Source organism: Aliivibrio sp. S10_S31, from assembly GCF_014694495.1.
GTDB classification, from domain to species: Bacteria; Pseudomonadota; Gammaproteobacteria; order Enterobacterales; family Vibrionaceae; genus Aliivibrio; species Aliivibrio fischeri.
In genome coordinates this window covers 56,601-79,274 of sequence record NZ_JAAUWR010000005.1, presented here as the reverse complement: position 1 = coordinate 79,274, position 22,674 = coordinate 56,601, and the positions used below count along the sequence as shown (strand labels likewise).

General features: G+C 39.0%; 20 protein-coding genes. 5 read left to right on the top strand and 15 right to left on the bottom strand.

Going from position 1 to position 22,674, the window contains the following annotated elements; translation table 11 throughout:
* Nucleotides 1-32: 32 nt before the first annotated feature.
* Nucleotides 33-1,367 carry a cadaverine/lysine antiporter gene (gene cadB, locus HC728_RS05965; RefSeq protein ID WP_063645235.1) on the bottom strand — a complete coding sequence of 445 codons (1,335 nt, stop codon included), beginning with the start codon at nucleotides 1,365-1,367 and terminating at the stop codon, nucleotides 33-35.
* A 657-nt stretch (nucleotides 1,368-2,024) separates the two neighbouring features.
* Here cadB and HC728_RS05960 point away from each other — a divergent pair.
* On the top strand, nucleotides 2,025-3,494 hold the full coding sequence (locus HC728_RS05960) for a sodium:alanine symporter family protein (protein ID WP_011262527.1): 1,470 nt from the start codon (nucleotides 2,025-2,027) through the stop codon (nucleotides 3,492-3,494).
* 93 nt (nucleotides 3,495-3,587) lie between these two features.
* On the opposite strand, the gene cadC is transcribed toward HC728_RS05960, so the two are convergent.
* From cadC to HC728_RS05945, 3 genes are all read right to left on the bottom strand, one after another.
* Nucleotides 3,588-5,213: a lysine decarboxylation/transport transcriptional activator CadC gene (gene cadC, locus HC728_RS05955; protein ID WP_017019045.1), complete on the bottom strand. Its 1,626-nt coding sequence runs from the start codon at nucleotides 5,211-5,213 to the stop codon at nucleotides 3,588-3,590.
* A gap of 522 nt (nucleotides 5,214-5,735) precedes the next feature.
* A complete protein-coding gene (locus HC728_RS05950; RefSeq protein ID WP_065641028.1) occupies nucleotides 5,736-6,161 on the bottom strand; it encodes a YeeE/YedE family protein in 426 nt (141 codons plus the stop codon).
* Between the two features lie 10 nt (nucleotides 6,162-6,171).
* Nucleotides 6,172-6,585 carry a YeeE/YedE family protein gene (locus HC728_RS05945; protein ID WP_190395203.1) on the bottom strand — a complete coding sequence of 138 codons (414 nt, stop codon included), beginning with the start codon at nucleotides 6,583-6,585 and terminating at the stop codon, nucleotides 6,172-6,174.
* A 190-nt stretch (nucleotides 6,586-6,775) separates the two neighbouring features.
* On the opposite strand from HC728_RS05945, the gene HC728_RS05940 reads away from it, so the two are divergent.
* The 3 genes from HC728_RS05940 (at nucleotide 6,776) to HC728_RS05930 (ending at nucleotide 11,079) form a co-directional block, all read left to right on the top strand.
* The gene (locus HC728_RS05940; RefSeq protein ID WP_190395202.1) at nucleotides 6,776-8,422 is read left to right on the top strand and encodes an FAD-dependent oxidoreductase; all 1,647 of its coding nucleotides are present in this window, start codon (nucleotides 6,776-6,778) and stop codon (nucleotides 8,420-8,422) included.
* Nucleotides 8,423-8,544: 122 nt separating this feature from the next.
* Nucleotides 8,545-9,486, top strand: a complete 942-nt coding sequence (metA, locus tag HC728_RS05935; RefSeq protein WP_005420682.1) for a homoserine O-succinyltransferase — start codon at nucleotides 8,545-8,547, stop codon at nucleotides 9,484-9,486.
* Between the two features lie 264 nt (nucleotides 9,487-9,750).
* Nucleotides 9,751-11,079, top strand: coding sequence for an anaerobic C4-dicarboxylate transporter (locus HC728_RS05930; RefSeq protein WP_012533838.1), 1,329 nt, complete (start codon nucleotides 9,751-9,753; stop codon nucleotides 11,077-11,079).
* A gap of 72 nt (nucleotides 11,080-11,151) precedes the next feature.
* On the opposite strand, the gene HC728_RS05925 is transcribed toward HC728_RS05930, so the two are convergent.
* A complete protein-coding gene (locus HC728_RS05925; protein WP_005420686.1) occupies nucleotides 11,152-12,366 on the bottom strand; it encodes a NupC/NupG family nucleoside CNT transporter in 1,215 nt (404 codons plus the stop codon).
* A gap of 387 nt (nucleotides 12,367-12,753) precedes the next feature.
* Here HC728_RS05925 and HC728_RS05920 point away from each other — a divergent pair, with 387 nt between their 5' ends.
* A complete protein-coding gene (locus tag HC728_RS05920) occupies nucleotides 12,754-13,317 on the top strand; it encodes a DUF2301 domain-containing membrane protein (RefSeq protein WP_190395201.1) in 564 nt (187 codons plus the stop codon).
* A gap of 139 nt (nucleotides 13,318-13,456) precedes the next feature.
* Here the strand turns inward: HC728_RS05920 and rpoS are convergent, their stop codons facing one another.
* The 10 genes from rpoS to HC728_RS05870 all read right to left on the bottom strand — a co-directional run bounded on the left by rpoS (nucleotide 13,457) and on the right by HC728_RS05870 (nucleotide 22,624).
* Nucleotides 13,457-14,422: an RNA polymerase sigma factor RpoS gene (rpoS, locus tag HC728_RS05915; protein ID WP_005420690.1), complete on the bottom strand. Its 966-nt coding sequence runs from the start codon at nucleotides 14,420-14,422 to the stop codon at nucleotides 13,457-13,459.
* A 54-nt stretch (nucleotides 14,423-14,476) separates the two neighbouring features.
* The gene (locus tag HC728_RS05910) at nucleotides 14,477-15,466 is read right to left on the bottom strand and encodes a peptidoglycan DD-metalloendopeptidase family protein (protein WP_190395200.1); all 990 of its coding nucleotides are present in this window, start codon (nucleotides 15,464-15,466) and stop codon (nucleotides 14,477-14,479) included.
* A gap of 13 nt (nucleotides 15,467-15,479) precedes the next feature.
* Nucleotides 15,480-16,106, bottom strand: coding sequence for a protein-L-isoaspartate(D-aspartate) O-methyltransferase (locus HC728_RS05905; protein ID WP_063645241.1), 627 nt, complete (start codon nucleotides 16,104-16,106; stop codon nucleotides 15,480-15,482).
* The gene (gene surE, locus HC728_RS05900; protein WP_081248916.1) at nucleotides 16,106-16,879 is read right to left on the bottom strand and encodes a 5'/3'-nucleotidase SurE; all 774 of its coding nucleotides are present in this window, start codon (nucleotides 16,877-16,879) and stop codon (nucleotides 16,106-16,108) included. Before surE ends, HC728_RS05905 begins: the two co-directional genes overlap by 1 nt.
* A gap of 7 nt (nucleotides 16,880-16,886) precedes the next feature.
* On the bottom strand, nucleotides 16,887-17,942 hold the full coding sequence (truD, locus tag HC728_RS05895) for a tRNA pseudouridine(13) synthase TruD (RefSeq protein WP_012533594.1): 1,056 nt from the start codon (nucleotides 17,940-17,942) through the stop codon (nucleotides 16,887-16,889).
* 11 nt (nucleotides 17,943-17,953) lie between these two features.
* On the bottom strand, nucleotides 17,954-18,430 hold the full coding sequence (ispF, locus tag HC728_RS05890; protein WP_012534026.1) for a 2-C-methyl-D-erythritol 2,4-cyclodiphosphate synthase: 477 nt from the start codon (nucleotides 18,428-18,430) through the stop codon (nucleotides 17,954-17,956).
* Nucleotides 18,430-19,146: a 2-C-methyl-D-erythritol 4-phosphate cytidylyltransferase gene (gene ispD, locus HC728_RS05885; protein WP_017019053.1), complete on the bottom strand. Its 717-nt coding sequence runs from the start codon at nucleotides 19,144-19,146 to the stop codon at nucleotides 18,430-18,432. The genes ispF and ispD overlap by 1 nt, the downstream gene beginning before the upstream one ends.
* A 3-nt stretch (nucleotides 19,147-19,149) precedes the next feature.
* Nucleotides 19,150-19,434: a cell division protein FtsB gene (gene ftsB / locus HC728_RS05880; RefSeq protein ID WP_065597569.1), complete on the bottom strand. Its 285-nt coding sequence runs from the start codon at nucleotides 19,432-19,434 to the stop codon at nucleotides 19,150-19,152.
* Nucleotides 19,435-19,606: 172 nt separating this feature from the next.
* Nucleotides 19,607-20,905: a phosphopyruvate hydratase gene (gene eno / locus HC728_RS05875; RefSeq protein WP_005420700.1), complete on the bottom strand. Its 1,299-nt coding sequence runs from the start codon at nucleotides 20,903-20,905 to the stop codon at nucleotides 19,607-19,609.
* A 78-nt stretch (nucleotides 20,906-20,983) separates the two neighbouring features.
* Nucleotides 20,984-22,624: a CTP synthase gene (locus HC728_RS05870; RefSeq protein ID WP_005420701.1), complete on the bottom strand. Its 1,641-nt coding sequence runs from the start codon at nucleotides 22,622-22,624 to the stop codon at nucleotides 20,984-20,986.
* Nucleotides 22,625-22,674 lie beyond the last annotated feature (50 nt).

Genomic DNA, 22,674 nt, shown 5'->3' with positions numbered 1-22,674 from the left:
GTAGCGTTAACTGTTTACGCTATCGAGTGACATTAATGGGCTACTGCTTCTGCAGTTACATGTTGCTCTGATTGTTTCAGACCCATTTTTTTTGCGTAGAACATAAGGATGACAAGTGACACGATAAAGGTTGCAGTTAGTGTTGCACCTTCTGCACCAGCCAGTGCAATCATGCAGAACACACAAGCAATACCTGAGAAGAACATGGTAAAGCCGCTGCGTGTTGTCATACCTTCGAAACGAATTAAGTTAATGCTTGAGTAGAAGTAAGGAAGCATTGTTAGTAGTACGGCATCAGTCGTTAACTGATTAAATAAGTCAGCAGTGTGAGCTGATTGAGAACTGAATACAGTTAGTGCAACCATCAGTGCTGTCATTTTAAGTGAAGCTAGGATTAGACCTTTTTTCGCTACACCATTTTTATCTGTTTCGCCGTAGATTTTAGGGAAGTTACCATCGTGAGCTGCACGTTTACCGGCTTCACCTACCAACATCATCCAAGAACCTAGAGAAGTGAAACACGCTAATGCTGTGAATGCTGCAACAAATGGCGCTGACCAGCTACCGAAGATCTCAGTGGTTGCTAGCGCAAATGGAGCACCAGATGCCGCTACTTCTGCAGCAGGGAACATACCGCTGATTACTTGAGTTGATAGAATATAAATCACACCGGCAATCGCTGTACCTAGCATTGTTGCTAGAGGAACGGTGCGTTTTGGATTTTTAACCATACCTGATGATACTGCTGCTGATTCAACACCAACAAATGACCATAAACAGATAAGAACAGCACTAATAATAGCGTGAGTACTTGTACCTGAAGATACATTCCAGTTTTGACTATATAGTGTCGGATCAAAGTGTCCCCAACCAACAATCGCCGTACCAACAACAGGAATAAGGATTAGACCTAAACCTAATGTACATAGACGACTTACCCAGCTACCACCTAGTAAATTAACTAAGGTAAATAACCATACCGATGCAATCGTCGCTGCAGCTGCAGGGATAGGGTCATTCAACGCAGGGAAGAAAACAGATAAGTAAGATACACCAGTAATAGCGATAGCTAAGTTACCAATCCAGTTTGCGTGGTAGTAAAGCACACCAGTTTGGAAACCAAATACAGGAGACACTTCACCCGCATAAGCGATTGGACCACCCTCTTGAGGGTTTTTCGTCGCTAAGCGAGCAAAAACAAATGCCAAACTTAACGCACCAACCAAACAGATAATCCAACTAAAAATAGATACTGAACCAACCGCTGCTAATGAAGAAGGTAATAGTGCAATACCACTCCCCATCATGTTGCCGGCTACAACACCTGTACAGGCAATTAAGCCAATTTTTTTTGTATTCGATTCCATAACATCTCCAAGGATCATCGAATGGGCAATTTTTTACCCGTTATACGAAATTTTTTCTTTAAGGAAGCGAGATGTTATTTGAAGCAGGTCATGCAAACTCTGCTGGGGTAGATAAACAACATCTCGCTCAAATTCTGAGGAGAAGACTACGCCCAACAAAGCGAAAAAAAATCAGGATAAAATTATCAATAAAATAATGATAAAAACATAAGCCTATTGACCTTTATTTTTTTACCAAAAATGAAAAATACACTTAAATTCAATTGGTTAATATTTCATTTTTATATTTATGGTGGTTTTTATAAAAAATATAAATTTATCAAGAAGGGAATTTGCGACGGGATTATAGTGAGGTTTATCTCATCATTATAAGAATATAAAACCAATTTTTGGTGCTTAACTTCTTATTGGCTACTGAAAGAAAAAGCGCAACGATTATTTTGTAAATCTTTATGCTTATACGTAAAAAAAGTACGACATATTGTTTCATTATTATTGACTAATCAAACTTCGCTGAACTATATTAATCGCCGCAAATCCTTAGCAAACGATATTTTATACAACTTTATAACAAAGTTACTTATATTTCTTAAAGGATGGCGCTCGTTATCCATTATTTAAGAAAAATAAATTAACGATTAATAATAAGGAAATTTCATGACAAACACAGATTCAACGCTTATTGAATCGATGAACGAAGTATTACTTTCGATTATCGGTAGTATCAATGGGCTTCTTTGGGGACAAGTCCTTGTTTATTTATTAGTTGGTGTGGGTGTCTACTTCACTCTGCGTCTTGGCTTTATTCAAATTCGCCAACTAGGACACTCAATTAAAATCTTACGTAGCGGCCAAGAAATCGAAAATGGCATCAGCTCTTACCAAGTATTCTGTACCTCTATGGCAGCCCGCGTGGGAACGGGTAACATGGCAGGTGTTGCAGTTGCATTAACTGTTGGCGGCCCTGGTGCTATCTTCTGGATGTGGCTAATTGCTCTATTTGGTATGGCAACAGCTTTCATTGAATCAACACTAGCACAAGTTTACAAAGTAAAAGATGTTGATGGTCAATACCGTGGTGGTCCAGCTTATTACATGGAAAAAGGTTTAGGCCAACGCTGGATGGGTACGCTTTTCTCTATCTTCTTAATCATCGCTTTTGGTCTAGTATTTAACGCCGTTCAAGCAAACACTATTACTGATGCTCTTAATCACTCATTTGGTTTTGATAAAACCATTATGGGTATCGTAATTGTTGTTATCTCTGGTTTCTTTATCATGGGTGGTTTACGTCGTGTTGCTAACGCATCATCGAAAATCGTTCCTGTTATGGCGATTGGTTACTTAGCCATTGCTCTTATCATTGTAATAATGAATATCACAGATGTACCAGCAGTACTGGTTCTTATCGTTAAAAGTGCATTTGGTTGGCAAGAAGCGGCTGCTGGTGGTGTGGCGTACACTATTGCACAAGCTATGCAATCAGGTATCGCTCGTGGTCTATTCTCAAATGAAGCGGGTATGGGTTCTGCAGCTAACATCGCAGCAAGTGCTACGCCAAACCCTAACCACCCTGCATCACAAGGTTTTGTGCAAATGCTAGGTGTGTTTGTAGATACATTAGTTATCTGTACAGCCTCTGCGGCGATGATTATGCTTTCTGGCGTAATGGATCAACCAGATGCAACGACAGGTATCAGCCTACTTCAACAAGCACTAACTAACGAGTTAGGCGGTTGGACAAGCTACTTTATGGCGCTAGCTATTCTTCTGTTCTGTTTTACTTCTATCATTGCAAACTACAGCTACGCTGAAACAAACGTAATGTTCTTGAATGGCAATTCTAAGAAAGGCTTGTTTGGCTTCCGTATGTGTGTGCTAGCAATGGTTATGTTCGGTTCAGTAGCGTCTCTACCAGTAGTATGGAACCTTGCAGATGCGTCTATGGGTATGATGGCTTTAATTAACATTGTTGCTCTAGTTCTACTATCTAAACTAGCGATCAAAGTTATCAAAGATTACGAAGTTCAGCTTAAAGCAGGAAAAACACCTGAATTTGACAGAACTAAGTTCCCTGAACTTGATGATTTAAAAGGTGCATGGCACCCAAAGAAAAAACAACACTAATTTAATCCATAATTAGTTAAAAAAAAGCCCGTCGAACTAGATTCGACGGGCTTTTTTATTACACCAATATACTGCATAAATCGTTAATCACGATTACCCCATCAAGCGAACTTCACTCGGGTTAACGGCACGATACATAAAATAAGCAACAGTTTCTAAGTCACTGTAAAATGCAAGGTTTTCAGCAAGCATATAAGTTTCAAGTGACGTATCCATAAAGAAAGCCTTACTGTATGACTCCCCTGCTTGATCTAAATCGCCATCTAACTCAGCAAGTTTCCCTTCTAATATATAAGAGAATGCCGACTCTCTATCCTTAAACGCTAGGTTAAGATAAGCTCTAGCATCCTCTTTGTTATCTTGCTTAATCGCTATCATAGCTAATGCTTCATAAATACGAGGAGGCAACACACCGACATCCGATAAGGCATATCTAGCTTGAAGATCCTGACTTAGCTTTTCAATTTTAGCGGTGTTTTCATCTAATTCTAATTCAGGGTTAAGCGCTGAATAGGCGTTATAAGCAATGTATAACTCCGAAAGCACATAATCATTATTCGGTTCTGCTAACGCAATGTTCTCTAACAGATCGATCCCTTTTTCAAAGTTTTTTTGATCCGTTTGATTAATAAAGTGATTCGCTCGAACCAACATCTCTAATAGACCATGCTCCTTTGGTAAACCAAGCATTAGCCTATTCATATCTTGTTCGGATGCTTTAACGCCTAAAGTACGCATTAAATCTTGAGATGATTGGCGTAACACATGCGCTAAGTTGGCATTGGTCATTAAATATTGACGACTAAACAGCACTCGATTTGAAATATTACTGCGATACTCAACATCTAAATACGTTTTATTTTGTTGTTCTTCTACTCGAACATTCACCGCTTTTCCGGGCAAAATGCCAGTAGTAAATGCGGTTTTATTTAACTGGACTCGGTAATGACCAACACTTGCTAAATCTGCCATCAATTTTTGACTAATACCATCAGCCAAATATTCTGTTTCATTATTCGAGTTACGGCTTGCGTGATAGGTAAACTCAATTAAATCAGTATCTACAGCCTTGGTTATATGAGTGGTTGTTTGCTGATAAGTAACTGAAAAAATAACCGCAATTAATACGCCAACAAGAAAAAAATCAAACGCTAATAGCTTCCAACGATGTAAAAAGCTAAAACTCTCACCCTGCTTTTTCTTTTCGTTTGATACTTGATTCGAAATATTAGTTACAGCACGTGTTAATGGACCAGCAGGAAAAGAGAGTTGTGCTGTCTCATCTTGTTCTTTTTCTTGCTCTGCGGTGTTCAATTCAACATTATGATTCTGATTTTCATCAGCTTCTGTTGAGGTAAATGTATCGCAAGGTTTCCAATAAGGCGTATCTTCTAATCTTATTTGCTTAGTTTCTGCAACCAACTTATACCCACGTTTTGGTACCGTAACTAAATAACGAGTGTTATCTAAACGACCATCACGCAATACTTTTCGCAGTTCAAATATTGATTGTGTTACCACTTGATCGGTAACAAACGCACCATCCCATACATGTTTAATTAACTCATCTCGACAAAAGACTTCGCCTGAATGCTGCGCTAAAAAGCGAAGTAAATTAATTAAACGTGGTTCAACCGACACTTCCCTATCTTGGCGATATAACTTATTTTCCTCAATAACTAGAGTCCAGTCATTAATTTGAAAACAGATCCCGACCATAAGATACTCATTTGTATGAATTGATATAAATGTAAAAGAAGAAAGGCCTCAAAAATAATAAGGTTTATCTTATTTTCAAGCTCTCCTTTTAAAGAAGTTGGGATTATAGATAACCCTTCTTCTCATTTATATGATATTCCTATTTCAAAAATGGAATCTTAGGATCCAACCACTGTTCAACGAATAGAAAAATTACATAACCATATGAATATAAAGATAACAGACTAATATGGAACGCATTAAAAATAGCCTAATAATTCCATTAACCATCAACAAAAATAAATGAACAGCTCTGTTCTTATCATTAATATTTAACGCATTATATGAATACAACATAAATAGAGTATAAATAGATCAATAAATCTCAACCTATTACTTTTAAATCAACAAAAATAATATTGATATAAAAAAACTAAAATACTATTAACATCTTTATCAAATAATATCAATATACGCGTATCAACAAGATAGAAATAAAAAAGGCCAACCACTTGGTTAGCCTCTAAGAAAACGAATAAATGTTTATTTTTTCACTAAAGCATTGGTCATTGCTAATCCAAACATCATGGCAAATAAGAATACAAATACATCATTATTTCCTAAAGCGATACTTGAAACTACTGGCCCAGGACAGATTCCAGCAAGCCCCCATCCAATACCAAAAATAGCAGCACCTGAAATCAATTTACTATCAATGTGCTTATTGGTAGATAAACAAAACTCTTCCGCATTCAATGGCTTTGTTTTTTGTTTAATAAATAAGAAGTAAGCAGGCATAAATATCAACAATGCCCCTCCCATCACAAACATTAAACTCGGATCCCATGCTCCTGAAACATCCAAAAATCCAATCACTTTTTCAGGGTCAGCCATTCCTGATGTTGTCATTCCAAGGCCAAACAAGCCACCAGAGAGTAAAGCAATAATTCGAAACATAAGATTATTCATGATCACTCCCTTAAAGAACGTGTAATCGGATAAAAACAGTTATTCCAGCCACTAGCATAAATACACAAGTAGCGACAATTGAACGAACAGACAATCGTCCAATCCCACAAATTCCATGCCCACTAGTACAACCATTACCTAGGCGAGTACCAATACCGACCAGTAAACCAGCAATAATCAATAGTGGTGTGTTTGTTGTATATTCCGTAGGAACATGTGCGCCAAAGAAATAAACACCTGCTGCACCACCTGAAATCATGCCTAGAACAAACAACCATCGCCAAGCATAGTCCTTTTTTTTCGGTATCATTAACCCTGTTAATACACCACTTATCCCTGCAATCTTTCCATTTAACAAAAGAAGTAACGTAGCAGAAACACCTAAAAGCATACCGCCAAACAAAGAGAACCATGGAATCGTCATTTATCAATACCTGTTAGATTGTTTTTTGAACATATATTTTAGATTACGGTCACCAATTAAATTAGTCAATACTTATTTAGCAAATTAAAATTTAACAAAACAAATATTAGACAAAGATAATTTAAATAACTATAGTAAAAAACAATTGAGCATAAATTGCTCTGATTTTTTCATTATGAGGGAAATCGGAATGACCAAAATTGTAATTATTGGTGGCGTTGCTGGTGGTGCTTCTGCAGCAGCAAGAGCACGTCGTTTAAGTGAAGATGCACAAATTATCATGCTAGAGCGTGGGCCTTTTGTTTCTTTTGCTAACTGTGGATTGCCATATCATATTGGGGGTGACATCAAAGATCGCGATAATTTACTACTACAAACTCCTGATAGTTTTTTAGCTCGTTTTAATGTTGATGTGCGTGTAATGAACGAAGTAATAAGCATTAACCGTAGTGAAAAAACAATTACAATTAAAAACTTAGTCGATAATACTGAGTACCAAGAAAATTATGATTTTCTTTTATTAAGTCCAGGTGCAGGTCCCATTGTTCCCCCTATCTCAGGTATTAATAACTCACTGACATTTTCTCTACGTAATGTCCCTGATATGGATCGCATTATCGCCTCAATTAGAGACAATAAACCACAACATGCAACGGTTGTTGGTGGCGGTTTTATTGGATTAGAAATGATGGAAGCTTTCCATCAACTCGGTATCAAAACAACACTATTAGAGCTAGCAGATCAAGTAATGACTCCAGTTGATCGTGAAATGGCAGGCTTTGTTCATAAAGAAATCAAAGATAAAGGCATAGATCTTCGATTAGGATCAGCACTTCAAGAAGTCATTGAAACTGAAACTGGATTAACACTTTCTTTGAGTACAGGTGAAGTTCTAAACACCAACCTATTAATCATGGCTATTGGTGTTAAGCCTGAAACCAAACTAGCAAATGAGGCTGGATTACAGCTTGGCGAATTAGGTGGTATTTATACTAATGATCAACTACAAACCAGCGACCCATTTATCTATGCCGTTGGTGATGCCATTGAAGAAAAAGATTTTGTTACTGGTAATCAAACTTTAGTTCCACTTGCTGGCCCAGCAAACCGTCAAGGCCGTATGGCTGCTGATAATATGCTCGGTCGAAATGAGAGTTACCAAGGCACTCAAGGCACCGCTATTTGCAAAGTCTTCGATTTAGCCATTGCTTCTACAGGTAAAAATGAAAAAACATTAAAACGCGAGGGCATTAGCTACGAAAAAGTATTTGTCCATACGGCAAGTCACGCAAGCTACTATCCTGGCGCTGAAATCGTTTCATTTAAACTGTTGTTTTCGCCAGAAACGAGAAAGATTTTAGGCGCCCAAGCCGTTGGTAAAGATGGCATAGATAAACGAATTGATGTTATGGCTGTTGCTCAACGAGCAGGAATGACAGTTGATCAACTTGAGCATTTAGAACTCACTTATGCTCCACCATTTGGCAGTGCGAAAGATGTAATAAACCAAGCCGCTTTTGTAGCAAATAACCTTATTAAAGGAGATACCAAAGCTATTCATTTTGATGAAGTGGAGCATCTTAATGAAAATCAAATCTTACTTGATGTAAGAAATCCTGCTGAGTTAATCAATGTTGGTTATATTAAAGGAGCAATGAATATTCCAGTAGATCAACTTCGCCAGCGATTGAATGAACTACCTAAAGACAAAGAGATCATCATTTATTGCCAAGTTGGACTACGTGGGAATGTCGCCTATCGTCAGCTTGTAAATAATGGATTTAAAGCTCGGAATCTAATTGGTGGTTATCGTACTTATTCTTTTGCTAATGCCTAATTAACCGCTTTCATCTCTAATAAAGGACGTGATCAACGTCCTTTATACACTCGACACTCTGACAATTATGAGGTAAGTTTAGAAGTATAGACGTATAGAAACCCAAAACTTAAGGATAAGTTGTGCCGATCAAAATACCTGACCAACTCCCTGCAACTGAAGTATTACGTGAAGAGAATATCTTTTTCATGCAGGAATCTCGTGCTACCACACAAGCGATTCGACCTCTTAAAGTCATTATTTTAAATTTAATGCCAAAAAAGATTGAGACAGAAACTCAATTTTTACGCTTACTATCTAATAGCCCATTACAAGTGGATGTAGAGCTATTACGTATTGATAATCGCACTAGCAAAAATACACCAACCGAGCATTTAGATACTTTTTATCGTCAATTTGAAGGCATTAAAGATCGTAACTTTGATGGCCTGATCATAACAGGAGCACCACTAGGATTGGTGCAGTTTGAAGATGTTATTTATTGGGATCATCTACAAACCATCATGACATGGGCAAAAGATCACGTCACTTCTAGCTTGTATGTATGCTGGGCAGCACAAGCTGGTTTAAAGCTACTTTATGATTTACCAAAGCGAACACGTAAAGAGAAACTTTCAGGCGTTTATAAACATACTAACCTTGACCAACACCACCCTATTCTACGCGGTTTTGATGATCAATTTTTAGCACCTCATTCTCGCTACGCTGATTTCTCTGCTGATTATTTAAAGTCACATACTGATTTGGATATTCTTGCTACTTCCAAAGAAGCTGGTGTGTATTTAGCGGCCACCAAAGATAAGCGAAATGTATTTGTCACTGGTCATCCAGAATATGATTCATTCACATTACACAATGAATACGTTCGTGACTTAGGAGAAGGAATGGAACCAACGATTCCTGTTAATTATTACCCTGACGACAACCCTGATATCACACCAAAAGCGACATGGCGTAGCCACGGGCACCTGCTCTTTTCTAATTGGCTTAACTACTGTGTTTACCAACAAACACCGTATGATCTTGAACATTTCTCTGAACAAAACTTCACAAGAGATGAGTAACCTTAACTCATTTTAATTAGCGGGTATTATTCTTCATACATACCCGCCACAAGCACAAAACTACCACTACAATCTGATAAATAGAGCACATTTTGTCCTTTTTTGATAAAAAATGAGCTTTGGTTTAATTCAGATCAACCCTGCATCTATTTATAAAATCAACAACAATCTAAATGAGAACAAGCTCAATAAAACCCTATGAAATGTAAGGTATTAATAGCCTTAGTTGATTTTAATTATAATTGCGTTAACGCAGGTGGTTGTATGTTGTATTTTGAATTTCTCTTTTTATTACTCGTTCTCTACATCGGTTCTCGATACGGAGGGATCGGATTAGGGGTTGTATCTGGTATTGGTTTGGTGATTGAAGTATTTATCTTCAAAATGCCACCGACCTCTCCGCCCGTTACAGTAATGCTGATCATCTTGGCAGTTGTTACCTGTGCTTCAATATTAGAAGCCGCTGGTGGTTTAAAGTACATGCTGCAAGTTGCTGAGCGGATTTTAAGAAAGAATCCAAAACGCGTCACCATCATTGCTCCATTTGTAACTTATGCAATGACGTTCTTACTAGGTACAGGTCACGCTGTTTATTCAATCATGCCTATCATTGGTGATGTAGCATTAAAAAATGGTATTCGTCCTGAGCGTCCTATGGCTGCCGCATCTGTTGCGTCTCAAATCGCAATCACTGCTTCACCATTATCTGCCGCAGTTGTGTATTACCTAGCTCAACTGGTTGATATTGATGCTTCTATTACATTAATGTCGATTTTAATGGTTACTGTGCCTGCAACGCTATTCGGTACTTTAATGCTGTCTCTTTATAGCTTACGTCGCGGTAAAGAATTGGAAGATGATGAAGAGTATCAAGCACGTTTGCAAGATCCGGTTTGGCGTGAAAAAATCCTAAATACAACATCAACATCTCTTGATGAAGAGCTACCAACAACTGCACGTAATGCCGTTCTGATCTTCTTAGGTGCCATCGTTTCTATCGTTATTATTGCTATGTGGCCAGAAGTGCGAACCATTACTGATGGCGGTGCACCAATCAAAATGTCCGTTGTTATTCAAATGATGATGTTGGCTTTTGGTGGTGTGATTTTACTTGCAACAAAAACCGACCCTCGTGATGTTCCAAATGGCGTTGTATTTAAATCGGGAATGGTAGCAGCAATTGCTATTTTTGGTATCGCGTGGATGTCAGATACCTATTTCCAATATGCCATGCCTCAATTTAGAGCTGGTATTGTAGATATGGTAACGCTTCACCCTTGGACGTTCGCCCTATCTCTATTTATCGTATCTGTTGTGGTTAACTCGCAAGCAGCAACAGCTCGTATGATGCTACCTGTTGGTTTGGCTCTGGGTTTAGAGCCTGCACTGGTTATTGGTTTAATGCCTGCGGTATATGGGTACTTCTTTATTCCTAACTACCCATCAGATATTGCAACCGTAAACTTTGATAGCTCGGGTACAACTAAAATTGGTAAGTACTACTTTAACCACTCATTCATGTCAGTCGGTTTAATCGGTGTAGTTTCAGCCTGTATTCTTGGTTATGTCTTAGGCCAAATTGTGATTGGTTAATTCTACTCATCATTACAAAAAAAGCCCATGCAAATACCATTGCATGGGCTTTTATTTTCAATAAACGATGTTTTACATTGCTAAGCTAAAGAATAAACCAGCTAAACATGCACTCATTAAGTTAGCTAATGTACCCGCTAATACTGCTTTAAAGCCCATGTTTGCAACGTCAGCACGACGCTCTGGAGCCATCACACCAATAGAGCCTAATTGCACAGCAATTGAACTGATGTTTGCAAAACCACACAGTGCAAAAGTAATAATTACTTGGCTGTATGCTGATAACTGATCTTTATGCTGAACAAAGTCGATAAATGCAACGAATTCATTAAGAACCACTTTTTGGCCAATGTAAGAACCAGCCATTACCATTTCAGCTTTTGGAATACCGATAACCCATGCGATTGGAGCAAATAAGTAACCAAATACGGTTTGCAGTGTAATACCAGCAAAACCAAACCACTCAGCAACCATTTCTAATCCGCTGTTCAGCATTGCAATAACACTAACAAAGGCAATCAACATAGTACCTACAGCAACCGCAATCTTCATACCATTCATTGCACCACTTGCAAGAGCATCAATTACGTTGCTTTGCTCACTTTTATCAATGGTTACATCATGTTGGTCAACAGGCGTTTCTTGCTCAGGAATTAAAATCTTAGCCATTAATAAGCTACCAGGAGCAGCCATAAAACTTGCAGCAATCAGATATTTAAGTTCCACACCTAAACCAGCATAACCACCCAGTACACTACCGGCAACCGATGCCATACCACCCGCCATTACAGCGAACAGTTCAGAACGAGTCATTTGAGCTAAGAATGGGCGAATAAGAAGAGGAGATTCACCTTGAGAAAGGAAGATGTTACCTGTTGCAACGAGAGATTCTACTTTACTGGTACCTAAGAATTTTTGAATTCCGCCACCAAGAACAGAAATCACTTTTTGCATAATACCTAGATAATATAGAGCGGAGATTAGAGCACTGAAGAAGATAATAATAGGAAGGACGCGAATAGCAAAAATAAAACCAGAAGAAGCAAGATCACCAAAGAGGAATGCTATCCCTTCATCGGCAAAACCAAGTAAGCTAGAAACACCGCTACTTAATCCCGCTAACGCTTTTTGCCCCAAAGGAAAATACAATACTAAAGCAGCAAAAGAGAGTTGTAATAAAAAGGCTTTAAATACTAATTTCCAGTTAATTGCTGAACGCTTCTCTGAAAATACCCAAGCACAAAAAATCAGTGCGCACATGCCTAATAGGCTAAATAAAATATTCATAATTATGCCTATGAGATTTTAGAATAAAATGAAGAAACAAAAGGAGCCGCCATCGTAGATGACGAGATCGGTGAAGAATGACTACACCAAGAGGAAGTTATAATAGAAATAAAGATATTCATTGTTTACCCTTTACAAGCTGTTTAACAGTAGCTGGTCCTAGTCCTTGGGGTCATTCACTGTATCCCTGTGACGGCTTGTATTGGGAGAAGGAGTATACATATAGATGATTTAAAATCACGAATTATGTGACATAAATCACCAAATTTTACTTATTTGAAAAAACAGAAGCATCTATTTACTACAAACAAATAAATTATTTTTCTCTACAGTATCCAAAAATACACATAATCAACTAAATTAATACAATAAGATAAAGGAAATATTATGGCGAGTATTGATCATATCGAAAAACTGGATGCGCTAGATAAGCTTAGTGTGGTGACATATCGTACCGGAATCACTCTTTTTGGGAGCGCCCTTATCATTTTTAGTTTTGCGATAGCTGACGATATTGGATTAATCATTATAGAAAACGTTCACTTAATGGATTTTTCATTAACTTTAATCGCAGTATCATCTGCGATGAGTGGGGCTAATCTTCATGTTTATGATAAAAAAGTAAGGCTGATTATCACTTGGGCTGCATGGATAGGTTTGATTTTACTCGTCACGATTGATAGTGAACAATTGATTTGGCTTCCTATTGGGTTTCTCTGTGCTTGCTTCTCAGGTATAGCTCTTAAAGAATCCTTTTGTTTTAAGGTTATTGGTCTAAAAGCCATCCCTTTTCTATTGTGTATATCCATTTTAATGTTGGCTATCGAAGTATGGTTAATCGCTATTATTTGCTTATTTCTATCTGGAATTATCTTCATTTTTCTTGCTATTCAAAAATGGAGAATGCCCCTTCATTTTGATATCGGCAATAAAGCGAATTACCAGATTTAACCTTACACTCGCTATCGATTTACTATATAGCGACTAATTACGCTTATCTCAACTTATACATCAAAGATTTGTAGCAATAAAAAGCCCTAAGTTACCTTAGGGCTCTCTTACTAACTAAAACGTATATTTAAAAAGTGAGTTAGTATTCTTCTACGGCAAATAATGTTTCCATATTCAATCCTTGGTTCGTCATGATTTCTCTTAAACGACGTAGACCTTCTACTTGGATCTGTCTTACGCGTTCGCGAGTTAAACCAATCTCAACGCCTACTTGCTCTAATGTTGCAGCTTCATAACCAAGTAAACCGAAACGGCGAGCAACAACTTCTTTTTGTTTAGGGTTTAATTGCCCTAACCAACCCACCAATGACGTATTAATATCATCCTTTTGTGTTTCTGACTCTGGGTCACTATTTTTAGTATCAGGAAGGATATCTAATAATGCTTTATCTGATTCACCAGCCACCATTGAATCGACTGAAGCGACACGCTCATTTAAACGCAGCATTCGACTAACATCACTCACTGGCTTATCGAGCTTTTCAGCTATTTCTTCTGGTGTTGGTTCATGATCAAGCTTTTGAGAAAGTTCACGTGCTGCACGCAAATAAACGTTAAGCTCTTTTACAACATGAATAGGTAAACGGATGGTACGCGTTTGGTTCATAATGGCACGTTCAATGGTTTGACGTATCCACCATGTGGCGTAAGTAGAGAATCGGAAGCCTCTTTCTGGATCAAACTTTTCAACAGCTCGAATTAGGCCAAGATTTCCCTCTTCCACCAAATCCAATAAAGCAAGACCACGATGATTATAACGACGAGCGATCTTCACGACCAATCGAAGGTTACTCTCAATCATTCGAGCTCGAGCGGCTTCATCACCTTTTAAGGCTAAGCGACTAAAATAAACTTCTTCTTCTGCTGTTAGTAGTGGAGAAAAGCCAATTTCACCAAGATACAGTTGCGTTGCATCCATAACTTTCTGTGAACTGCTTACTTCAAGACGTTCAGACTCTTCTTCAATACTGGTTAATTCAGCATCATTAATTGTGTCTAAATCGAACTCTTCAACTTCTTTAGTTACTGCATTGCTTTTACTCATAGCGCCTCCCCATGGCGAGCCTGCAAGACATTACAACTCAGCTATGTCATCCTTTTATGGTAAATACCTCTGTGGATTTACCGATTTCCCTCTAAAGCGGATCTCAAAATGCAAACGTACACTGCTCGTACTAGAGCTTCCCATCGACGCGATTTTTTGTCCCGCTGTGACGTTTTGGCCTTCTTTCACAAATAATGCTTCGTTATGAGCATAAGCACTTAAGTAATCATCGTTATGTTTAATGATAATTAAGTTACCGTACCCTCTTAATGCATTACCAGCATAGACCACAATTCCTTTTGCTGTTGAGATGATATCTTGACCACGTTGGCCTGCAATATCGATCCCTTTGTTTCCTTGGTCTCCTGTAGAGAATTTAGCGATGATCCGACCTTTTGTTGGCCATAACCAAGAATCCACCTTTTCCGTTTTTTGTTGTACTGGTTTCGGCTTCGGTTTAGGAGCTGGTTTTGGCTTAGCAACCGGTTTAGGTTTTGAAGATGTTATCGTTTTGTTGGAATTAACATACTCCTTAGGTTTGCTGTTTTCAACCTTTTTTGTGCTTTCTTTTTGTACAGTTGATATTTTTTTAGCACTCGTTGTGGTTGGTTTTGGCTTAGGAGCAGGCTTATTTGTTGCGACAGGAACAACGGCAACCGCTGTCGCCGTCGAGCTTGAAGACGAATTAGATGGTGTGACTGAATGTCCGTCACTGCCATAGGCAGGAGCAATATATTTAGGCCCCCACAATTTTATTTTTTGGCCAGGATGAATCATATAAGGCGCTTTAAGCTCGTTGTATGCAATGAGCTCTTTTACGTCTTTATTTGTAACATAAGAAATGAAATAAAGAGTATCACCTTTCTCTACGGTGTAATAACTGCCGCGATAACTACCTCGCTCTGCTCCGTTATATGCAGAACTAGAGCTATTAACACTCGACACTGGTGCAGGACGATGTGGTCCCATAGAACAACCAGAAAGAAACAAGCTAACAACAGCTGCCATTAACCATAAGCGTATAGAAATAAGGTTGATAATCATTTTTCTCATTATATTATGCTAATTCACCTGCAACTAAAGGCACAAAACGAACCTCTTCAATCACTTCAGAGAAAAATTCCTCTCCCTGACGAGTAATTCGTAATAACTGCTGCGACTCTTCCCCTACAGGGATAACTAAATGTCCATTATCTTTTAATTGAAATAACAAGTCATTAGGAATAGATTCTGCAGCTGCAGTTACAATGATGGCATCAAATGGACCTTTTGATTCCCATCCCTTCCAACCATCACCATGCTTTGTTGAGACATTATATATATCCAATTGTTTCAACAATCGTTTCGCATTCCATTGTAACGATTTTATACGCTCAATAGAGTTAACATGCTCAACTAATTTAGCTAATACAGCCGTTTGATAACCAGAGCCAGTCCCCACTTCAAGTACATTTGATGTAGGTGTTAGCTCTAATAATTCGGTCATTTTCGCTACAATATAAGGCTGCGAGATCGTTTGACCTTCACCGATAGGAAGTGCGTTATTTTGATAAGCTTGATGTGATAAAGCTTCTGGAATAAAACGCTCTCTTGGTAACTCTCGAATAGCCGCTAAAATAGCTTCGTCTCTAATGCCTTGTTGGCGCAAAAATTGATCTAGTAATTCAGAACGCGAATTAAGCATTATTTGGAACTCTCTAATGATAACCAATCAGTAATCATACCTAATGAATCATGAGCCGTTAAATCGACTTGTAATGGTGTTATTGATACTCGGTGCTGCTTTACAGCAAAGAAGTCCGTTCCCTCACCTGCATCTTGTTTTTTGCCTGGAGGGCCTAACCAATAGATAGTCTCACCACGAGGATCAGTATCTTTAATCATGCTCTCTGCATGATGCCTTGCCCCTAATCGCGTCACTTCCCAGCCAGTTAATTGCTCGTACTCGCAATCTGGCACATTCACATTCAATACTTTTTGTGTGGTTAGTGGGGAAACTAAATGGTTATTAACTATTTTTAATGCTACTTGAGCTGCTGTATCAAAATGCTCGCGTCCAGCTAGAGAGATTGCAATAGCGGGCAAACCTAAAAAGTGCCCTTCAGTAGCAGCCGCGACGGTACCTGAGTACAAAGTATCATCACCTAAGTTTGCTCCATGATTGATACCTGCAATAATCAAATCAGGCAAGTTATCTTTCATTAATTCATTCAATGCAAAGTGAACACAATCTGTTGGTGTCCCTTGCACTGAATGAATGTGTTCATCAATTTGACGAACACGTAATGGGGATTCAAGAGTTAAAGAATTTGATGCGCCAGAACGATTACGATCAGGAGCTACTATCGTAATATCGGCAATGTCAGCTAATACACGAGCTAACGTATTTATCCCTTCAGCAAATACACCATCATCGTTACTAAGCAAAATGCGTAACTTCTTCACTCTTGTCTCCATATTAATATTAATCGTTTGAGCTATAAGTACGCTCAACTTCAATTTCTTGTAGCAATTCACGTACGATTACCGTAGCAAAACTGCCTGAAGTTAATGAGAAGTTTAGCGTTAACGTATCGCCTTCAGCTGACCATGTTAGGTTTTCAGGATGCAGTTCAATGGCACGACGTTCATGACGCATACGGTTACCACGAATTAGCGCCATTAAATCCGGTTCAGCATCTAAATGAGGTTGTTCTAATGTAAGAGCTGTGCCTGTCGTTGGTAATTGATTATCTCCAGCTAATGCTGCCGTGATAGATAATTCACCATTTTGAATTTTTTGAATACTCTCTTCAGACGTCACATTCTCATTTACGATACGGTCATTGCGATCAAGTAGAATATCACCATCAACAGGTTGAGAGAAGTAACCCTCTGTTATTCTTTGAGAAACAATGTGGTTAAAAATCCAAGAACGAGCTGCTGATAAATAAAAGCTACGCTTGCTGTTATCACGAGTACGAACATTATCTCGTCCCCAACGACGAGCTTCGTTAACGTTATTACCTTCATGTCCAAAACGTTGTGAACCAAAGTAATTAGGAACACCAGTCAATTTTACTTTTTCTAGACGCGCTAACACATCTTCAATATCGGTGACTTCCGTTGCGATAACTTGAAACTGATTACCTTGTAAATCACCAGGACGTAACTTTTTGTTATGGCGAGTAACTTCTAAGATCTCAACTCCTGGATGTGTAGCTTCAAATTTAGCAAAGCTTAATTCATCACTGTTAGCAACTTGAACACTTAGCCATTGCTCAGTCACGGCATGGCGATCTTTCAACCCAGCCCAACTAACATTTTTAGATTTAACACCACAGAATTTTGCCAATTCATTAGCAACATATTTGGTATTTTCACCCGTTTTACGGATTTTAACCATTAAGTGTTCACCGCTACCTGTGAACTCAAAACCTAAGATCTCTTTTACAATAAAGTGCTCAGGAAGTTGTTTTAATTTACCTGTTGCTACTGGCTTTCCGTATAACCACGAAAAATTAGACATGATGTCTGACATAAATCTATCTCTTAAGATGCTTTAACTAACAGCACTACTGCTTCACAAGCAATGCCTTCTTTTCTACCAGTAAAACCCAAACGCTCAGAGGTTGTGGCTTTTACATTAACGTTATCTAACTCTGTTTCTAAATCTTCTGCAATTGCATTACACATCGCTTGAATATGAGGAGCCATTTTAGGAGCTTGAGCAATGATAGTGACATCCGCATTTCCCAATACAAAGCCTTTCTCTTTTACACGGCGATATACATCTCGAAGTAAAGCTCGGCTATCCGCCCCTTTCCACTTATCATCTGTATCTGGAAAATGGCGACCAATATCACCTTCAGCTATAGCACCAAGTAGCGCATCACATAACGCATGCAAAGCGACATCACCATCAGAATGAGCAATTAGGCCTTGCTCATAAGGAACGCTTACTCCACCAATAATGACTGGGCCTTCACCGCCAAATTTATGTACATCAAATCCATGTCCAATTCTCATTATTTGGTTTCCTTTTTCATTTTTTGAAGATAAAACTCAGCCAAATCGAGATCTTCTGGTTGGGTAATTTTTAAGTTATCGGCACGACCTTGAACCAGTTTAGGTTGATATCCCATTAACTCAATAGCTGAAGATTCATCAGTAATAGATAAATTTTTATCTAATCCTGTTTGCAGGGCTGAGTACAATAATTCTGTTGTGAATAGTTGTGGTGTTAACGCATGCCACAGCACACTACGATCAATCGTTGTCTCAATGCATTGTGCTTGAGTAGCATGTTTCATCGTATCTCGCACTGGTGATGCTAATATGCCACCAATGTGTTCGGGGATCACTTCTGCAATTAATTTATCAATGTCAGAATGGCGAATACAAGGGCGAGCGGCATCATGAACCATAACCCACTCACTTAATTGATGCTCTTGAACGTACGATAAACCAGACAACACCGAATCCGCACGCTCTTTACCGCCAGAAACTCGAATCACTCGGTTATCATGAGCAAGAGTTAATTCTGGGAAATAAGGATCACCATCAGTAATAGCAACAACGACTTTATTAACTAAAGGGAAAGCTAATAACTGTTCGATTGTATGTTCTAAAACGGTTTTTCCATTTAATAATAAATACTGTTTAGGGCGGTCGGCTTTCATTCGGCTTCCTACCCCTGCGGCAGGAACAATTGCAGTAATCGACAATGGTGTAGTAAGAGCCATTAATTACCCCTCACTGTTTTCATCAATAATTCGATAGAATGTTTCGCCTTTTTTTATCATTCCCAATTCATGACGAGCTCTTTCTTCAATAGCTTCTGAGCCTTTTTTTAAGTCATCAATCTCAGCAAACATCTGCTCATTACGATTGCGTAAACCTTGATTGACTTCTTCTTGCAAAGCAACGTCATTTGATACTTGTGCATAATCGGACATTCCATTTTTTCCAAACCATAAGGTGTATTGCAACCACCCTAAAGTGATCAATAAGAAAATGGCAAATGTACGCATAATTGCTCCGAAAATAGGAAATGATAAAAGAAGGCTAACTATATCAATCCAGCATTAGAACTTCACTAGCTGTCTGACAGAAATAAAAAAAACCGCCTCAAATGAGACGGTTTTATATCGAAATTCTAATCGAACGATTAAGAATTAAAAATCAAATCTTCAAAAATTGAGATTATTGACCTTTAACTTCTTTAAGACCGTTGAAAGGTGCTTTTTCACCTAGAGCTTCTTCGATACGGATTAGTTGGTTGTACTTAGCAACACGGTCAGAACGGCTCATAGAACCAGTTTTGATTTGACCTGCAGCTGTACCTACTGCTAGATCAGCAATAGTTGCATCTTCAGTTTCGCCAGAACGGTGAGAGATTACAGCTGTGTAACCTGCGTCTTTAGCCATCTTAATTGCAGCTAGAGTCTCAGTTAGAGAACCGATTTGGTTGAACTTGATAAGGATAGAGTTAGCTACGCCTTTCTCGATACCTTCAGCAAGAATCTTAGTGTTTGTAACGAATAGATCGTCACCTACTAGTTGAAGTTTGTCACCTAGTAGTTCAGTTTGGTGCTTGAAGCCAGCCCAATCAGACTCGTCTAGACCATCTTCGATAGAAACGATTGGGAATTGGTTAGCTAGCTCAGCTAGGTAGTGGTTGAACTCTTCAGAAGTGAAAGTTTTACCTTCGCCCTTCATGTTGTAGATGCCAGCTTCTTTGTCGAAGAACTCAGATGCTGCACAGTCCATAGCAAGAGTAACGTCTTTACCTAGTTCGTAACCAGCAGCTGCAACAGCTTCTGCGATAACTTCTAGAGCTTCAGCGTTAGACTTAAGGTTAGGAGCGAAACCACCTTCGTCACCAACTGCAGTGCTGTAGCCTTTAGACTTAAGTACTTTAGCTAGGTTGTGGAATACTTCAGCACCGATACGTAGACCTTCTTTAAGAGTTTTAGCACCAACTGGTTGGATCATGAACTCTTGGATGTCAACGTTGTTATCAGCGTGCTCACCACCGTTGATGATGTTCATCATTGGTAGAGGCATAGAGAATACGCCTGGAGTGCCGTTTAGTTCAGCAATGTGAGCGTATAGAGGCATAGATTTAGCAGCTGCAGCAGCTTTAGCATTTGCTAGAGAAACAGCAAGGATTGCGTTAGCACCGAAGTTTGCTTTGTTGTCTGTACCGTCTAGGTCGATCATGATTTGATCGATTTCAGCTTGGTTTTTCGCATCTTTGCCGATTAGAGCTTCAGCGATTGGACCATTTACAGCTGCAACAGCTTTAAGAACACCTTTACCTAGGAAACGTGCTTTGTCGCCATCACGTAGCTCAAGAGCTTCACGAGAACCTGTAGATGCGCCAGATGGAGCAGCAGCCATACCTACAAAACCACTTTCTAGGTGAACTTCAGCTTCAACTGTTGGGTTACCACGAGAATCGATGATTTCACGACCTAGAACTTTAACGATCTTAGACATTGTGTTTCCTCTTTACTTTTCTTTAATTTAAAAGCTAAAAATAGCCGTCCAACATTGGACAGCTACTCGTAAATCCTATTACTTTTCTAATTCACCGCGCACGCTTTCGCCTGCAGCTTTAACAAAACCTTCAAATAATGGGTGACCATCACGAGGTGTTGATGTGAATTCTGGGTGGAATTGCGCAGCCACAAACCATGGGTGGTTAGGGATTTCGATAATTTCCACCAGCTTCTTATCAGCAGATAAACCAGAAACCTTAAGGCCTGCTTTTTCTAGCTGAGGAAGTAAGTTGTTGTTTACTTCATAACGGTGACGGTGACGCTCTTCAACTGTTGCATTACCGTAAAGCTCACGAGCTTTTGAACCTTTAGCAAGATGACATAGTTGAGAACCAAGACGCATTGTACCGCCAAGATCTGATTTCTCAGTACGCTCTTCAACATTGCCTTCGCTGTCAATCCACTCAGTGATAAGACCAACAACAGGGAATTTCGTGTCTTTAGAGAATTCAGAAGAGTGCGCCCCTTCCATATTAGCAACGTTACGCGCATATTCAATTAACGCAACTTGCATACCTAGACAAATTCCTAAATATGGTACTTTATTTTCACGAGCGTATTGTGCAGCAAGGATCTTACCCTCAACACCGCGGTCACCGAAACCACCAGGAACTAGAATTGCGTCTAGGCCTTCAAGGATTTCAGTACCTTTAGATTCTACATCTTGTGAATCTACATACTTAATAGTGACGTTTAGACGGTTTTTCAAGCCCGCATGTTTTAATGCTTCATTTACTGACTTGTAAGCGTCTGGTAATTCAATGTATTTACCAACCATACCGATAACAACATCACCAGTTGGGTTAGCTTCTTCATAAATTACTTGTTCCCACTCAGAAAGATCAGCTTCAGGAGCTGTAATACCAAAGCGTTGACATACTAAATCATCAGTACCTTGTGCTTTAATAAGTTGTGGGATCTTGTAGATTGAATCTACGTCTTTCATTGAGATAACTGCTTTTTCTTGTACGTTACAGAAAAGAGCAATTTTCTTACGTTCGTTTGCTGGAATAACACGGTCAGAACGACAAACTAAGATATCAGGTTGGATACCGATAGAAAGCAGTTCTTTTACTGAGTGTTGAGTTGGTTTAGTTTTTAGCTCACCAGCAGCACCTAGGTAAGGTACCAGTGTTAGGTGCATGAACATTGCACGCTCACGGCCTAATTCTACTGCTAGTTGACGAATCGCTTCCATGAACGGTAGAGATTCAATATCACCAACTGTACCACCAACTTCTACGATTGCGATATCGTGGCCTTCAGCGCCAGAGATAACACGTTCTTTAATCGCATTAGTAATGTGAGGGATAACTTGGATAGTAGCACCTAAGTAATCGCCGCGACGTTCTTTACGTAGAACATCTGCGTATACTCGACCAGCGGTAAAATTGTTACGCTTAGTCATCTTGGTGCGGATGAAGCGCTCGTAGTGACCTAAGTCTAGATCCGTTTCTGCGCCGTCTTCCGTGACGAATACTTCACCGTGTTGAGTAGGGCTCATTGTGCCTGGATCAACGTTGATGTATGGGTCAAGCTTCATCATAGTGACTTTTAAGCCACGAGCTTCAAGAATAGCTGCTAATGATGCTGCTGCAATACCTTTACCTAGTGAGGATACAACCCCGCCAGTTACAAAAATGTAATTCGTCGTCATACGTTACCTGAAATTGGTGTAATGAGGAATAAAAATGGATTTCATCTGGA

Coding starts and splice junctions, on each gene's coding strand:
- cadB (WP_063645235.1), bottom strand. CDS start 1,367: ATGGAATCGAATACAAAAAAAATTGGCTTAATTGCCTGTACAGGTGTT.
- HC728_RS05960 (WP_011262527.1), top strand. CDS start 2,025: ATGACAAACACAGATTCAACGCTTATTGAATCGATGAACGAAGTATTA.
- cadC (WP_017019045.1), bottom strand. CDS start 5,213: ATGGTCGGGATCTGTTTTCAAATTAATGACTGGACTCTAGTTATTGAG.
- HC728_RS05950 (WP_065641028.1), bottom strand. CDS start 6,161: ATGAATAATCTTATGTTTCGAATTATTGCTTTACTCTCTGGTGGCTTG.
- HC728_RS05945 (WP_190395203.1), bottom strand. CDS start 6,585: ATGACGATTCCATGGTTCTCTTTGTTTGGCGGTATGCTTTTAGGTGTT.
- HC728_RS05940 (WP_190395202.1), top strand. CDS start 6,776: ATGACCAAAATTGTAATTATTGGTGGCGTTGCTGGTGGTGCTTCTGCA.
- HC728_RS05930 (WP_012533838.1), top strand. CDS start 9,751: ATGTTGTATTTTGAATTTCTCTTTTTATTACTCGTTCTCTACATCGGT.
- HC728_RS05925 (WP_005420686.1), bottom strand. CDS start 12,366: ATGAATATTTTATTTAGCCTATTAGGCATGTGCGCACTGATTTTTTGT.
- HC728_RS05920 (WP_190395201.1), top strand. CDS start 12,754: ATGGCGAGTATTGATCATATCGAAAAACTGGATGCGCTAGATAAGCTT.
- rpoS (WP_005420690.1), bottom strand. CDS start 14,422: ATGAGTAAAAGCAATGCAGTAACTAAAGAAGTTGAAGAGTTCGATTTA.
- HC728_RS05910 (WP_190395200.1), bottom strand. CDS start 15,466: ATGATTATCAACCTTATTTCTATACGCTTATGGTTAATGGCAGCTGTT.
- HC728_RS05905 (WP_063645241.1), bottom strand. CDS start 16,106: ATGCTTAATTCGCGTTCTGAATTACTAGATCAATTTTTGCGCCAACAA.
- surE (WP_081248916.1), bottom strand. CDS start 16,879: ATGGAGACAAGAGTGAAGAAGTTACGCATTTTGCTTAGTAACGATGAT.
- truD (WP_012533594.1), bottom strand. CDS start 17,942: ATGTCAGACATCATGTCTAATTTTTCGTGGTTATACGGAAAGCCAGTA.
- ispF (WP_012534026.1), bottom strand. CDS start 18,430: ATGAGAATTGGACATGGATTTGATGTACATAAATTTGGCGGTGAAGGC.
- ispD (WP_017019053.1), bottom strand. CDS start 19,146: ATGGCTCTTACTACACCATTGTCGATTACTGCAATTGTTCCTGCCGCA.
- ftsB (WP_065597569.1), bottom strand. CDS start 19,434: ATGCGTACATTTGCCATTTTCTTATTGATCACTTTAGGGTGGTTGCAA.
- eno (WP_005420700.1), bottom strand. CDS start 20,905: ATGTCTAAGATCGTTAAAGTTCTAGGTCGTGAAATCATCGATTCTCGT.
- HC728_RS05870 (WP_005420701.1), bottom strand. CDS start 22,624: ATGACGACGAATTACATTTTTGTAACTGGCGGGGTTGTATCCTCACTA.